Source organism: Streptomyces sp. WMMB 322, assembly GCF_900090145.1.
In the GTDB taxonomy this organism is placed as follows: Bacteria; Actinomycetota; Actinomycetes; order Streptomycetales; family Streptomycetaceae; genus Streptomyces.
This window is the reverse complement of sequence record NZ_FMHI01000005.1, coordinates 156,433-170,480: the sequence shown is the minus strand read 5'-3', so window position 1 is coordinate 170,480 and position 14,048 is coordinate 156,433. Positions and strand designations below refer to the sequence as shown.

Annotated in this window: 11 protein-coding genes; 10 read left to right on the top strand and 1 reads right to left on the bottom strand. The window is 71.1% G+C overall.

Annotated features, from left to right (window positions below; translation table 11 throughout):
* Window positions 1–33 precede the first annotated feature (33 nt).
* From H180DRAFT_RS10650 to H180DRAFT_RS10615, 8 genes are all read left to right on the top strand, one after another.
* A complete protein-coding gene (locus tag H180DRAFT_RS10650) occupies window positions 34–1,317 on the top strand; it encodes an amidohydrolase (protein ID WP_055485782.1) in 1,284 nt (427 codons plus the stop codon).
* Window positions 1,318–2,665: 1,348 nt separating this feature from the next.
* Window positions 2,666–3,697, top strand: coding sequence for a BMP family lipoprotein (locus H180DRAFT_RS10645; protein WP_055485781.1), 1,032 nt, complete (start codon window positions 2,666–2,668; stop codon window positions 3,695–3,697).
* A 115-nt stretch (window positions 3,698–3,812) separates the two neighbouring features.
* Window positions 3,813–5,552, top strand: a complete 1,740-nt coding sequence (locus H180DRAFT_RS10640; protein ID WP_079100003.1) for an ABC transporter ATP-binding protein — start codon at window positions 3,813–3,815, stop codon at window positions 5,550–5,552.
* Entirely contained in the window at window positions 5,549–6,661 is a 1,113-nt protein-coding gene (locus H180DRAFT_RS10635; RefSeq protein ID WP_055485780.1) for an ABC transporter permease, read from the top strand. Before H180DRAFT_RS10640 ends, H180DRAFT_RS10635 begins: the two co-directional genes overlap by 4 nt.
* Window positions 6,658–8,025: an ABC transporter permease gene (locus H180DRAFT_RS10630; protein WP_254665963.1), complete on the top strand. Its 1,368-nt coding sequence runs from the start codon at window positions 6,658–6,660 to the stop codon at window positions 8,023–8,025. Before H180DRAFT_RS10635 ends, H180DRAFT_RS10630 begins: the two co-directional genes overlap by 4 nt.
* Window positions 8,022–8,435: a cytidine deaminase gene (locus tag H180DRAFT_RS10625; protein ID WP_055485779.1), complete on the top strand. Its 414-nt coding sequence runs from the start codon at window positions 8,022–8,024 to the stop codon at window positions 8,433–8,435. The genes H180DRAFT_RS10630 and H180DRAFT_RS10625 overlap by 4 nt, the downstream gene beginning before the upstream one ends.
* A 111-nt stretch (window positions 8,436–8,546) precedes the next feature.
* Window positions 8,547–9,833: a thymidine phosphorylase gene (locus H180DRAFT_RS10620; protein ID WP_055485778.1), complete on the top strand. Its 1,287-nt coding sequence runs from the start codon at window positions 8,547–8,549 to the stop codon at window positions 9,831–9,833.
* A gap of 102 nt (window positions 9,834–9,935) precedes the next feature.
* The gene (locus H180DRAFT_RS10615; protein ID WP_055485777.1) at window positions 9,936–10,526 is read left to right on the top strand and encodes a Uma2 family endonuclease; all 591 of its coding nucleotides are present in this window, start codon (window positions 9,936–9,938) and stop codon (window positions 10,524–10,526) included.
* A gap of 19 nt (window positions 10,527–10,545) precedes the next feature.
* Here H180DRAFT_RS10615 and H180DRAFT_RS10610 read toward each other — a convergent pair whose 3' ends face one another.
* Window positions 10,546–11,856, bottom strand: a complete 1,311-nt coding sequence (locus tag H180DRAFT_RS10610) for an MFS transporter (protein ID WP_055485776.1) — start codon at window positions 11,854–11,856, stop codon at window positions 10,546–10,548.
* Between the two features lie 90 nt (window positions 11,857–11,946).
* On the opposite strand from H180DRAFT_RS10610, the gene H180DRAFT_RS10605 reads away from it, so the two are divergent.
* Both H180DRAFT_RS10605 and H180DRAFT_RS10600 read left to right on the top strand, forming a co-directional pair.
* Window positions 11,947–12,888 carry a LysR family transcriptional regulator gene (locus H180DRAFT_RS10605; RefSeq protein ID WP_055485775.1) on the top strand — a complete coding sequence of 314 codons (942 nt, stop codon included), beginning with the start codon at window positions 11,947–11,949 and terminating at the stop codon, window positions 12,886–12,888.
* A gap of 28 nt (window positions 12,889–12,916) precedes the next feature.
* On the top strand, window positions 12,917–13,885 hold the full coding sequence (locus tag H180DRAFT_RS10600; protein WP_254665962.1) for a class I SAM-dependent methyltransferase: 969 nt from the start codon (window positions 12,917–12,919) through the stop codon (window positions 13,883–13,885).
* The last annotated feature ends 163 nt before the right edge of the window (window positions 13,886–14,048 follow it).

Below are 14,048 nucleotides of genomic sequence, written 5' to 3'. Positions count from 1 at the left end.
ATGTGGTGGCCTGAAAACGCCTACCCTGCGGATATGAACAGAGTCCTGTCCCCTGAGCCGGAGGTGGACCCAACCGGCGAAGCAGCAGTCGAAGCAGCCTTGCTGGGCGTGGTGCCCGAACTGCCCGGCAGACTTTCCGACGAGCTTCGCGACGAACTGGTCGCGTTCCGGCGCGACCTGCACATGCACCCGGAACTGGGCAACCAGGAATTCCGCACCACCGCCGCGATCAAGGCCCGCCTCGAACAAGCCGGGCTGCGGCCCCGCATCCTGCCGATGGGCACCGGCCTCGTCTGCGACATCCACCCCGGGCTCGCCGAGCGCTGGGACGGCGTCCGCCCCATGCTGGCACTGCGCGCCGACATCGACGCGCTGCCCATCCCCGACACCAAGTCGGTCCCCTACCGGTCGACCGTCCCCGACCGTGCGCACGCCTGCGGCCACGACGTGCACACCACGGTCGTGCTCGGAGCGGGATGCGTCCTCGCGGACCTCGCCCGCGCCGGCCACCTGACGCGTTCCGTGCGGCTCCTGTTCCAGCCCGCCGAGGAAGTTCTGCCGGGCGGCGCCACCGACGCCATCGACGGCGGGGCGCTCGAAGGCGTCGGCCGCATCCTCGCCGTCCACTGCGACCCGCGCGTCGACGCCGGCCGCATCGGGCTGCGCCCAGGGCCCATCACCTCCGCCTGCGACCGCGTCGAAGTGAGCCTCAGCGGCCCCGGCGGCCACACCGCGCGCCCGCACCTGACCACGGACCTGGTCACGGCGGCCGCGAAGCTCGTCACCGAGGTGCCCGCGCTGCTCTCCCGCCGCGTCGACGCCCGCGCCGGGATGGCCCTCACATGGGGGCGGATCGAATCCGGCCACGCCTGCAACGTCGTCCCGCAGCGGGCGGAGCTCTCCGGCACACTGCGCTGCCTGGACATCGTCGCCTGGCGGGACGCGCCCGACCTCGTGCACGCCGCCATCGACGAGACGGCCACACTGCACCGCGCCAAGTCGGAGATCACGTACGTGCGCGGAGTGCCGCCCGTCGTCAACGAGGCAGGCACGACTGAGCTGTTGCGCACCGCGATGACGGCGCGGCGCGGCACGCCCACGGTCGAGGACACCGAACAGAGCCTGGGCGGCGAGGACTTCTCCTGGTACCTGGAGCACGTCCCCGGCGCGATGGCCCGCCTCGGCGTCCGCCCCCCGGGGGACCGCCACCCGCGGGACCTCCACCAGGGCCACTTCGACGTGGACGAGTCGGCCATCAAGGTCGGCGTCGAACTCTTCACGGCCGCGGCCCTCCTGGACCCCCCGGCGCCTGCGTAACGGTTGGGGCGGCTCCGGCGGGTTCGGCTGTCGCCGGGGGTGGCCGTGTTTGTCTCGGCGTGCGGGCGTGCGGGCGTGCGGGCGTGCGGGCGTGCGGCTCGGGTGGGTGCGGGGGTGCGCCTGGGGTTTGTGGTGGGTGCCGGGTGCGTGCCGTTCCGGCGGGTGTCCCGGGGCGGCATGATTTCCCTCCCTGTACCGGTCCGGGTTTTCGTGCTGGCTTCCATATGGCGGTCCGCAAATCACGTTTTAGCCCCGTGCCCCCCGCCTCCACGTCCCACCCCCTCCTGCCCGTCCGGCGTCTGCCCCTCTCGTCCCCCTCTCCGCTTGCGGGAGTCCTGTTGACTGTCCCGCCCTCCGGTGGCTCTCCGGGGCACTCGCCCAGGCACGTCCGACGGCTCAACCCCCTTGCCGCGTCGACCGCTTCAGGCGGCTCCGGATGGGTGCGGACGGGATCGGTGTCCGTACGCATTCCGGGGTCATCGTCCGCGCTCGTGGATGACGACCGGCACGGGGCCCACTGCCCGTCGTGGAAGAAGAGGTCTTGGTGCCCCCGGGAGGGGAGCCGCGGACGGCGGGGAGGGGGCGGGACGCGCAGGGGGGCATGGCCGGGCTTAAACGTGATTTGCGGACCGGCATATGGAAGGCCGTACAGAACTCCGTGACGGTCCAGGGAGGTAAATCATGCCGCCCGGACTTGCCCCCCGGAGCGGCACGCCCCCGCCACCACCCACGACCCCCAGGCGCCCCACCGGAGCCGCACTACCCCGACCGGGAGCGGGCACCGGCCCGCACCCGGACCCGGCACCGGAGCGGCACGCCCCCGCCACCACCCACGACCCCCAGGCGCCCCACCCGAGCCGCACTACCCCGACCGGGAGCGGGCACCGGCCCGCACCCGGACCCGGCACCGGAGCGGCACGCCCCCGCCACCACCCACGACCCCCAGGCGCCCCACCCGAGCCGCACTACCCCGACCGGGAGCGGGCACCGGTCCGCACCCGGACCCGGCACCGGAGCGGCACGACCCCGGCCCGCACCCGGACCCGGCACCGGAGCGGCACGACCCCGGCCCGCAGCCGCCCGACTCGCACCCCCCGGACTCGCCCCGCGGGCCCCGCCCGTACCCGCCCCGGCCCCGCCCCGCGCCCCCGCGCGCAGCGTCAGGGGCCGCGGCACGGTCGGGGCGGGGCGCAGCCCCGCCCCGCGCCGTTGTGACCGGGGGCGCAGCCCCCTTGGCACCGATCCGATAACAGCATTCCGGCAACTCTTTACGTGAAATCTACGCGCGTTAATCTGTGCCGGAAGCCAGCGCCGGAAGAGGCGCTCCATGAGCCGAAGGGGACTCCTCTTGCGTCGGGTAACCAAGCTTGCAGCCGCGGTCGCCACCACCGCGGCCCTCGCCCTGACCGCCACCGCGTGCGGTGAGAGTTCTACACAGTCCGCCGGCAAGAAGGACAAGGGAGTCGGCCTGGCCTTCGACGTCGGCGGGCGGGACGACCACTCCTTCAACCAGGCGGCGGCCCGTGGCGTCGACAGGGCCAAGAAGGAACTGGGCGTCGACTTCAAGGAGATGACAGCCAGCAACGACGAGACCGAGGCGGACCGCGAGCAGCGAATAACCTCGCTCGCGAAGGCCGGATACAACCCGGTCATCGGCGTGGGCTTCGACTACGGAAAGTCCGTCAACAAGGTCGCCAAGAAGTTCCCGGAGACCACCTTCGGTGTCGTCGACTCCCCCTCGGAGGGGAAGAACGTCGCCGGCCTGGTCTTCGCCGAGCACGAGGCGTCCTACCTCGCGGGTGTCGCCGCGGCGAAGAAGACCAAGACCAAGGAGGTCGGCTTCATCGGCGGCGTCAACAACGCGCTGATCCAGAAGTTCCAGGCGGGCTTCGAGCAGGGCGTGAAGGAGACCGACCCGAAGGTCAAGGTCACTTCGCAGTACCTGTACCCGACGAACACCAAGGGCTTCAACGACCCGGCGGCCGCCAAGGACAAGGCCAAGGGCATGCTCGACGCGGGCAACGACGTGATCTACTCCGCCGCCGGCCAGTCCGGTGTCGGCTCGATCGAAGTGATCAGCAAGAAGAAGGGTGCCTGGGCGATCGGAGTCGACTCCGACCAGTACAACCAGCCAGGCCTGGCGAAGTACAAGGACGCGATCCTCACCTCAGCCGTCAAGAACGTGGACGTCGCCGTCTTCGACCTGGTCAAGAGCGTCGAGGACAAGAAGCCGATGAAGGGCACGACCGCCTTCGACCTGAAGGAGGACGGCGTCTCGCTGGCCACTTCCGGCGGCTTCATCGACGACATCCAGGACGACCTCGACAAGGCGAAGAAGGACATCGTCGACGGCAAGATCAAGGTCAAGGACACCCCGTGACCCCGCTGCCGGTCCGCCGTGAGTGAGCGCGGGCCGGCAGCGACTCCCGTGCACCGGACGGGAGGCGGTACGGGTTCCGGGATCGGGCGTATCCGCAGGCAGTTGCTGCTTGTGGATGCGCCCGCGACCGTCCCGCCTCTGCCTGTACGGGCCGAACCCTCCACTGAACAGCAGCGTTTCGGGAGAGTGCGTCATCTCAACGTCCAGCAGCAGCCCCCCGGCGGCCGCAGACGCGGCGGGCACCGGCAACGGCTCGGCCTCCCGGCCCGCCGTCGAACTGCGCGGCATCACCAAGCGGTTCCCCGGCGTCGTGGCCAATCACGACATCGTCTTCTCGGTCCGCCGCGGCACCGTGCACGCCCTCGTCGGTGAGAACGGCGCGGGCAAGTCGACCCTGATGAAGATCCTTTACGGCATGCAGAAGCCGGACGAGGGCACCATCACCGTCGACGGCGAGCAGGTGTCCTTCGCCACCCCCGGTGACGCCATCGCGCGCGGAATCGGCATGGTGCACCAGCACTTCATGCTGGCGGACAACCTCACGGTGCTCGAGAACACCGTGCTGGGCGCCGAGGGCCTGTACGGGATCGGCGGGCGCGCCCGTCAGAAGATCAAGGAACTGTCGGACGCGTACGGGCTGGGCATACGTCCCGACGTGCTCGTCGAGGACCTGGGCGTCGCCGACCGGCAGCGTGTGGAGATCCTCAAGGTCCTCTACCGGGGCGCGCGGACGCTCATCCTCGACGAGCCCACCGCGGTGCTCGTCCCGCAGGAGGTCGACGCTCTCTTCGAGAACCTGCGGGAGCTGAAGGCCGAGGGCCTCACGGTGCTGTTCATCTCGCACAAGCTGGGCGAGGTGCTCTCGGTCGCCGACGACATCACCGTCATCAGGCGCGGTACGACCGTCGCCTCCGTGAAGCCGGAGGAGACGACGCCGAAGCAGCTCGCCGAGCTGATGGTCGGCAGCGAACTGCCCTCGCCCGAGACCCGCGAGTCGACGGTGACGACCACACCGATGCTGAGCGTGGAGGGGCTGCGGCTGTGCGCGGCCGACGCCGACGGCCCGGTGCGTGAGGTGCTGGACGGCATCGCCTTCACCATCCACAAGGGTGAAGTCCTCGGCGTCGCGGGCGTCGAGGGCAACGGGCAGGCCGAACTCGTCGAGGCCGTCATGGGGATACGCGCGCTCGATGCCGGCACCGTCACACTCGACGGCAAGGACATCACGGCGCGCTCCACACGTGAGCGGCGCGAGGGCGGCATCGGTTACATCCCCGAGGACCGGCACCGGCACGGGCTGCTCCTGGAGGGCACCCTGTGGGAGAACCGCATGCTGGGGCACGTGACCGAAGCACCCAACAGCAAGGGCCAGTTGCTCGACATCGCAGGCGCGCGGAGGGACACGGCACGCATCGTCTCCGACTACGACGTCCGCACGCCGGGCATCGAGGTCACCGCGGCCTCCCTCTCCGGCGGCAACCAGCAGAAGCTGATCGTCGGACGGGAGATGAGCCACCACCCCAAGCTGCTCATCGCCGCACACCCCACGCGGGGCGTGGACGTCGGCGCCCAGGCGCAGATCTGGGACCAGATCCGTGAGGCACGGCGCGAGGGCCTGGCGGTGCTGCTGATCTCCGCGGACCTGGACGAGCTGATCGGACTCTCCGACACCCTGCGCGTGATGTACCGCGGACGCCTCGTCGCGGACGCCGACCCCGCCACCATCACACCGGAGGAGTTGGGCTCCGCCATGACGGGCGCCGCCAGCGGCCATCTCGAACACACCGACGGGGACGGGCGGGACTCCGCGCCGGACGCCGTTCCGGGACAGCGGGAAGGGGGCGGTGAGAGGTGAAGAAGTTCGACAAGGACCGGCTGGTACTGGCGGTCGCCGCACCGCTGCTCGCGATCGTCGCGGCGCTCGTCATCACCTCCGGGGTCATCCTGACGACGGGCAAGGACCCGTTCTACGCCTTCTACGTGATGATCGACTTCGGCTCGAAGAGCGACAGCCAGGTCTGGATCATCAACAAGGCCATTCCGTACTACCTTTCCGCCGTGGCCGTCGCGATCGGCTTCCGGATGAACCTCTTCAACATCGGCGTCGACGGCCAGTACCGCATCGCGGCCTTCTTCGCCGCCGTCGTCGGCGGTGCGCTGACGCTGCCCGGCATCGTCCAGATCCCGGTGATCATTCTCGTCGCGATGGTGGTCGGCGGGATCTGGTCCAGCATCGCTGGGCTGTTGAAGATCACGCGGGGAATCCACGAGGTCGTCACCACGATCATGCTGAACTTCATCGCGGCCTCCACCATCGGCTACTTCCTGCAGGACGGCAGGCTCGCGGTGAAGGACGGGAATCTCTTCCACACCCCCGACCTCCCGGCCTCCAGCCACTTCTTCACCATCCCGACGAACCCCGACCCGGTGTGGGGCACGGTCGTGATCGCCGTGCTCGTCGGCGTCGCCTACTGGTTCGTGCTCGGCCGCACGCGGTTCGGCTTCGATCTGCGCGCCGTGGGCCGTTCCGAGTCGGCGGCCTCCGCGAGCGGTGTGAGCGTCAAGCGGATGGTGGTCACGTCGATGGTGCTCTCCGGCATCGTCGCCGGCCTGGTCGGTATGCCGACGCTGCTCAACACGTCGTACAACTACGGCACCGACTTCCCCGCGGGCATCGGCTTCACCGGCATCGCCATCGCCCTGCTGGGCCGCAACCACCCCGTGGGCATGGCGCTCGGCGCGCTGCTGTGGGGTTTCCTCGAACGCACGGGCACACAGCTGGAGTTCGAGGAGTACGCCCAGGAGATCGTGGGCGTGATGCAGGGCGTCATCGTCCTGTGCGTCGTCATCGCCTACGAAGTCGTACGCCGCTACGGCCTGAGCAGGCAGCAACGCCGGGTCGGCGAGGAGCTGGCCGCACGGGCCCGCAAGAGCGCGAAGAAGAAGGCGGAGGTGTCCGCGTGAGCACGAACATCACTGCCAAGGCCGGAGGCAACGGCGCCGGCACTCACGGCGAGGCCGGCGCGAACGGCAAGGGCGACGGCGACGGGAAGAAGCCCGGCAAGGGGAACGGCACCGCCGCCCGCAGGCCCGGCGGCGAACGCCGCAAGCTCTCGTACCCCGTCGTGCTGCTGATCGTCGCCGGAGGGCTCGTCGCCCTCTCGCTGCTGCGCATCGTGACCGGCTCGGACCAGGTCACCTCCAGCGGCCAGTACTCGAGCGCGCTGGCCGCGGCCGTGCCCATCGGCCTCGCGGGGCTGGGCGGTCTGTGGTCCGAGCGTGCGGGCGTCATCAACATCGGCCTCGAAGGCATGATGATGCTCGGCGCCTTCTCCGCGGGCTGGATGGGCTGGCAGCACGGGCCCTGGGTGGCGGCGCTGGCCGGAATCGCGGGCGGCGCACTCGGTGGCCTGATCCACGCGATCGCCACCGTCACCTTCGGCGTCGACCACATCGTCTCCGGTGTCGCCGTGAACATCCTGGCCCTCGGCGTCGTGCAGTTCCTCGCAAAGCTGTGGTTCGGCGCGGAGGGCAGCGCCGCCGCCGACGCGGGCGGCAACGACAAGCAGTCCCCGCCCATGGAGGACATGCCGACGTTCACGGTGCCGGGCCTCGCCGAGGGACTCCAGGCGGTCGAGAAGCACCACTGGTTCCTCGTCTCCGACATCGCGGGCATACTCGGCTCGTTCGTCAGCAACGTCTCCTGGCTGACGGTCCTTGCCGCGGCCCTTTTCGTGGGCAGCTTCTACGCGCTGTGGCGCTCCCCGTTCGGGCTGCGGCTGCGCTCGTGCGGTGAGAGCCCCGTCGCCGCGGAGACCCTCGGCGTGAACGTCCTCCGGTACAAGTACGCGGCGGTCACGGTCTCCGGCGCGCTCGCCGGGCTCGGCGGTGCGTTCCTCGCGATCGGCGTGCACATCTACCAGGACCAGCAGACCGGCGGCCGCGGCTACATCGGCCTCGCCACCATGATCTTCGGCAACTGGCGTCCTGGCGGCGTGGCCATGGGCGCGGGCCTCTTCGGCTTCATGGACGCGCTTCAGCTGCGCGCGGGCGGGCCGACGGTGCACGCGCTGCTGCTCCTCGTCGCCGTGATGCTGGCGGCGCTGGCGCTGTGGAAGCTGCGCAAGGGCGGCATGGTGCAGGCCGCGATCAGCGGCGTGACTGCTGTGGGCCTGCTGGTGTGGTATCTGATGACGGACACCGTCCCCCTGGAGTTCGTCGAGATGAGTCCGTACATCACCACCCTTCTGGTGCTGTCGCTCGCCGCGCAGCGTCTGCGGCCACCCAAGGCCATCGGAAAGTCCTACCGCAGGGGGCAAGGCACATGACGGCCGTCCCCGTCGGCTCCGCTGATGTCGACTGGGGGGCGCTGCGGGCCTCGGCCCGGGAGGCGATGTCCCGGGCCTACGCGCCCTATTCGCAGTTCCCGGTCGGCGCGGCGGCGCTGGCGGACGACGGCCGCACCGTCTCCGGCTGCAACGTGGAGAACGCCGCCTTCGGCATGACGCTGTGCGCCGAGTGCGGCCTGGTCTCCTCGCTGGTCGCCTCGGGCGGCGGCCGGCTCACCGCGTTCACCTGCGTCGACAAGCACGGTGAGCTGCTGATGCCGTGCGGACGCTGCCGTCAGCTGCTGTGGGAACACGGGGGCCCGCAGCTGCTGATGGAGACCGGGGGCGGCATTCGCACGCTGGCCGACCTGCTGCCGGACGCGTTCGGCCCGGCCGACCTGGGACGCTGAGCAGCCGGGCAACTCGCCCGCCTCCGCGGCCTGTTTCTCCCCTTGTACCCGGCCCTCCCATGTCCGGCCCTCTCATGTCCGGCCCCCTTGTGTGAAGGAGACTTCCGCTCAATGTCCATGGACGTCATCTCCGTCATCCGTAAGAAGCGTGACCGGGGCAGCCTCACCCCCGAAGAGATCGACTGGGTGATCGACGCCTACACGCGCGGCGACGTCGCCGACGAGCAGATGGCGGCGCTGGCCATGGCGATCCTGCTCAACGGCATGTCACGGCCGGAGATCGCGCGCTGGACCGGAGCGATGATCGCCTCCGGCGAGCGGATGGACTTCTCGGGTCTGCGGCAGCCCACCGCCGACAAGCACTCCACGGGCGGCGTCGGCGACAAGATCACGCTGCCGCTGGCCCCTCTCGTCGCCGCGTGCGGTGCGGCGGTGCCGCAGCTCTCCGGCCGCGGACTCGGGCACTCCGGCGGCACGCTCGACAAGCTGGAGTCGATCCCGGGCTGGCGTGCGTCGCTGAGCAACGACGAGATGCTCCGCGTACTGGAGGAGGCCGGCGCGGTCATCTGCGCGGCGGGCGCGGGCCTGGCCCCCGCGGACAGGAAGCTGTACTCGCTGCGCGACGTCACCGGCACCGTGGAGTCGATCCCGCTGATCGCCAGCTCCATCATGAGCAAGAAGATCGCCGAGGGCACCGGTTCGCTGGTGCTCGATGTGAAGACCGGCTCCGGCGCGTTCATGAAGTCCCTGGACGACGCGCGCGAACTGGCTTCCACCATGGTCGAGTTGGGCAACGACCACGGTCTGCGGACCAGGGCGCTCATCACCGGCATGGACACCCCGCTGGGCGCCGCCGTCGGAAACGCCGTCGAGGTACGCGAATCCGTGGAGGTGCTGGCGGGCGGCGGCCCCGCCGACGTCGTCGAACTCACCCTCGCGCTCGCCCGCGAGATGCTCGACGCCGCCGGTCTGCCCGACGCCGACCCGGCCAGGGCGCTCGCCGACGGCAGGGCCATGGACCACTGGCGCCGCATGATCACCGCGCAGGGCGGCGACCCGGACGCGCCCCTCCCGTCGGCACGCGAGAAGCAGCCGGTCGCGGTGCCGTCGTCGGGGGTCCTCACCCGGCTCGACGCCTACGCCGTCGGTGTCGCGGCATGGCGCCTGGGCGCGGGCCGTGCCCGCAAGGAGGACCCCGTACAGGCGGGGGCGGGCATCGAGCTGCACGCCAAGCCGGGCGACACGGTCAGGGCCGGCGACCCGCTGATGACCCTGCACACGGACACTCCGGAGAAGTTCCCGTACGCGCTGGAGGCACTGGCGGGGTCGTACGACATCGCCCCGGAGGGCACCGGGCTCGCGGTTCCACCGATCGTGCTGGAGCGCGTGACGGCCTGAGCGGCTGCGGCGGGTTCACTTTCGGGTGATGGTGATCAGTAGCGCCGCTCTCGTCCCTTTCGGCATGTTGGAGTCGGTGACGTACTGATGAAGGAGACCGCCATGAGCGCACTCACCGTCGACCACGGCCCGGCCGGAGGTCAGGAGTGGGACGGCCTGGTCCGTATGTGGGAGCAGACGGACGGGCCCGAGGGCACCAGGGTGGAGATCATCGAGGGGATCGTCACCGTGTCGCCGCCGCCCGCCAACAGCCGCAACAGCATCGCCGACCTGGTCCAGCGTCGCCTGTACTCGGTCATCCCCGAGGACTGGGGCATCTACCAGACCCTGGGCGTCGCAGTCCACTCGCGGAGTGGCCTCTACATCCCGGATCTGGTCGTTGCTCCGAGGGCCGTACTCCACGAACCCGGCAACTACATCCCGGCAGCCGCGGCCGAGCTGATCGTCGAGATCACCTCGCCCTCCAACGCCGGTCACGACCGCATCGTCAAGCCCGCCGGGTACGCGCAGGCGGGCGTCCCGCTCTACCTGCTCGTGGACGCCCACGCCCCGGGCGGTCCGACCGTAACCCTCTACGGAGAGCCCGTCGGCGACGTCTACCGCGTGCACACGGCGGTCAAGACCGGTGAGGACGTCCACCTGCCCGCGCCCTTCGAACTCACCCTGGAGACGGCGGACTTCCCGCAGGTGTGAGCCGGGCCGCGGTGCTCCGTCAGGCGCGCGCTTCGAGAAGGCGACGACGGCGGAGAGCGGCAGCACTGCGCGTGCCGTAGAACGTGACCCCGGCCGCGACGGTCATCGCACCGAGCGTGAGTGCGACCGTCCCGTCCCAGCCGGCCCCGGCGAACGCCGCTGCGCCGAGCGCGCCGCCGAGTGAACTGCCCGTGTAGTAGGCCATCTGGTAGAGCGCCGAGGCCTGCGCGCGACCCTCGGTCGCCGTGTGGCTGACGGAGCCGGAGGCCACCGCGTGTCCCGCGAAGAAGCCCGCGGTGATCAGGACCAGCCCGGCAGCGACCGCGACGAAGCTGTCGAGGAGGCTCAGCAGCAGACCGGACGATGCCGTGACGATGCCCGCGTAGATCAGGCCGCGCCGCCCGAGCCGGGCGTTGAGCTTCCCCGCCGTCGCGGAAGTCGCCGTCCCCACCAGGTAGATGGCGAATACGGAGCCCACCAGTCCCTGCGAGAGCCCGAAGGGCTCGGCCACCAGCCGGTAGCCGATCACCGTGTAGACGCCGCCGAAGACGACCATGAACAGCAGGCCGATCGCGTACAGCCGCACCAGCAGCGGGTTGCGCAGGTGGGCCGAGACCGTACGGGTCAGGGCCCGCGCGTTCAGCGGACTCGGGCGGAAGTGGCGGGCCCGCGGCGCCAGCAGCCGGAACGCCGCGACGCACAGCAGCGAGGCCACGGCCACCGCGGCCAGCCCGATGCGCCACCCCCAGGCCTCGGCGACCCATCCGCTGAGGATGCGGCCGCTCATGCCGCCGACACTGTTCCCGGCGACGAACAGGCCCGTAGCGCCGACCAGATACCTGCCGCGCACCTCGTCGGCGAGGTAGGCCATCGCCGAGGCCGGTACGCCCGCGATCGCGGCGCCCTGGAGGGTGCGCAGCGCGATCAGCGTGCCCAGGTCGGGTGAGAACGGCACCGCGAGGGCCAGGGCGACGGCCACCGACATCGACACGGTCAGCACACGGCGCCGCCCGAAGCGTTCGGAGAGAGCCGCCAGCGGCAGCACGGCCAGCGCCAGACCGATCGTCGCGCCCGAGACCGTCCAGCTCGCCGAGCCGGGGTCGGCGTGGAGGTCTCGGGAGATCTCGGGGAGCAGCGCCTGCGTCGAGTACAGGAGGGCGAACGTCGCGAGCCCGGCGGCGAACAGCGCGAGACGCATCCTGCCGTGACCCGGGTCGCCCGGGCTCAGCTTGGTGGCGTCGTCGTGAAGGGAGGTGGGGGTGGTGGAGTCGGGAGGACTGGCAACGGCGGCGTCCGCGGCGGCGGACGCCTCGGTATCGGCGGAGGGCATGCTTCGACGTTACGATTCACGCATTGATGCGTCCAATGCACAAAATCATTGAAACCATTCCACGCTCGCATCAGTACAGCTGAGGAAGGTATGTCACCGGCACGCAACGAGAAAGACATCCCTGTCACATCCGACTGGGGCGCATTGCTCACCCCGCGTCTCGCGCAGTTCGCGGCCGTGGCCCGCCACGAGCACGTCACCCGCGCAGCGAGCGAACTCGGCGTGCCCCAGTCGACGTTGAGCCGTGCCGTCACCCGGCTCGAGAACGATCTCGGGGTGGCCCTCTTCGCACGGCGCGGCCGCACCCTCTCCCTCACGCCGGCCGGGCGCACGTTCCTCGCCTCCGCCGAGCGGGCCCTCGCCGCCGTCGAGCAGGCGGCCGAGTCCGTACGGGCGGACGCCGATCCCGGAAAGGGCAAGGTCGCCTTCGGGTTCCTGCACACGCTCGGCTGGGAGACCGTCCCGGTCCTCATCCGCGCCTTCCGCGCCGATCATCCCCGCGTCCGCTTCGCCCTGGTCCAGAACTACGGCGAGGCCATGCTGGAGCGGCTGCGGGCCGGGGAACTCGATCTGTGCCTCACCTCTCCCGTGCCGGACGCCCCCGACCTCGTCGCGCGGCGCCTCGCCGAACAGCGGCTGCGGCTCGTCGTACCCGACGACCATCCGCTGGCCGCGCGTCGCCGCGTCCGCCTCGCCGAGGCGGCCGGCGAACCCTTCGTCACGCTGGAACGCGGCTACGGGATGCGCCGCATCCTCGAATCCCTGTGCGCGGAGGCCGGATTCACGCCACGGATCGCGTTCGAGGGCGAGGAGCCGGAGACCATCCGCGGGCTGGTGGCGGCGGGGCTCGGCGTCGCCCTGCTGCCACCGCCGACCGTGCCGCGTCCGGGCGTCCGCGAGCTGGCCGTCACCGCGCCGCGCGCGGTGCGCGAGATCGGCGTCGCCTGGCTCGCGGACCGGCCCGACACGCCGCCCGTCGCCGCGTTCAAGAGCTTTCTGCTCAGTCGGCGCGACAGGCTTCTCGCGGGATGAGGATTCCCGTACGGACGAGGAGGACATCGTGCACACACACGCCGGTCACGGACACGGTCGGGACGACGGGGGCCACGGCGACGAGGGGCAGCGTCACGGGGGTCATGGACACGGGGGTCATGGACATGGAGGCCACGACCACGAAGACGTCGACTGGGACGCCATGGCCGCGCTCCTCGAAAGGGAAGCCGAACTGCGCATCCCCTTCGTCGAGGAGGCACTCGCGTGGCTGCGCGGCCTGCTCCTCGAGGGCGGCTGCGGCCCCGACACGGTCCGGCGTCTGCTGGACGTGGGCAGCGGCCCCGGTGTGTTCACGGCACTGCTGGCGCGGACGTTTCCGCAGGCCGAAGTCGTCGCGGTGGACGGCGAACAGGGGCTTCTGGAACGTGCTCGTGACCGCGCGGCACGCGAGGGCGTCGCCCGGAACACGACCACGCAGGAAGCCCGGCTCCCCGACGACTTCGGGACGCTGGGCAGCGCGGACCTCATCTGGACGAGCAACGTCATCCACCACATCGGCGACCAGCAGGCCGCCCTGGACGCCCTCGCCGCGTCGGTGCGGCCCGGCGGGCTGCTCGTCGTCGTCGAACGCGGACTCTCACCGCGCTACCTGCCCCGCGACATCGGGATCGGACGGCCCGGGCTCCTGGCCCGGCTGGAGGCGGCGAACGAGGAGCGCTTCACCGCCATGCGGGAGGCGCTGGCCGGCCACACACCCGTCGTCGAGGACTGGCCGGCCATGCTGGCCCGAGCGGGTCTGGCACCGGCCGGCACCCGCACGTTCCTCACCGACCTGCCCGCGCCGCTGGAGCCGGCGGCCCGCAGCCACCTGCGCGACAGGCTGGAGCGCGCCCGGGACACGCTGGGGGAGTGGCTCACGCCCGAGGACACGCGCGTGCTGAACGCACTCCTCGACGACGAGGCGCCGACGGGCATCCTCCACCGTCACGACGCCTTCTATCTGACGGCGACGACGGTGCATGCGGGGCGGCGCTGAGGGCGCCGCCGGCGGGGCGTTTGCCCGGGGCCGCCGAGGGCCCGCCGGGGCGGGGTCGGTGCGCCGTGCGGGCTGAACGTCGCGGACGGGTTCGTGGGGTCGGAGCGGGCCGTTCCGGGGGCGGCCCCGGGGCGGCATGATTTACCTCCCTGTACCGGACGGG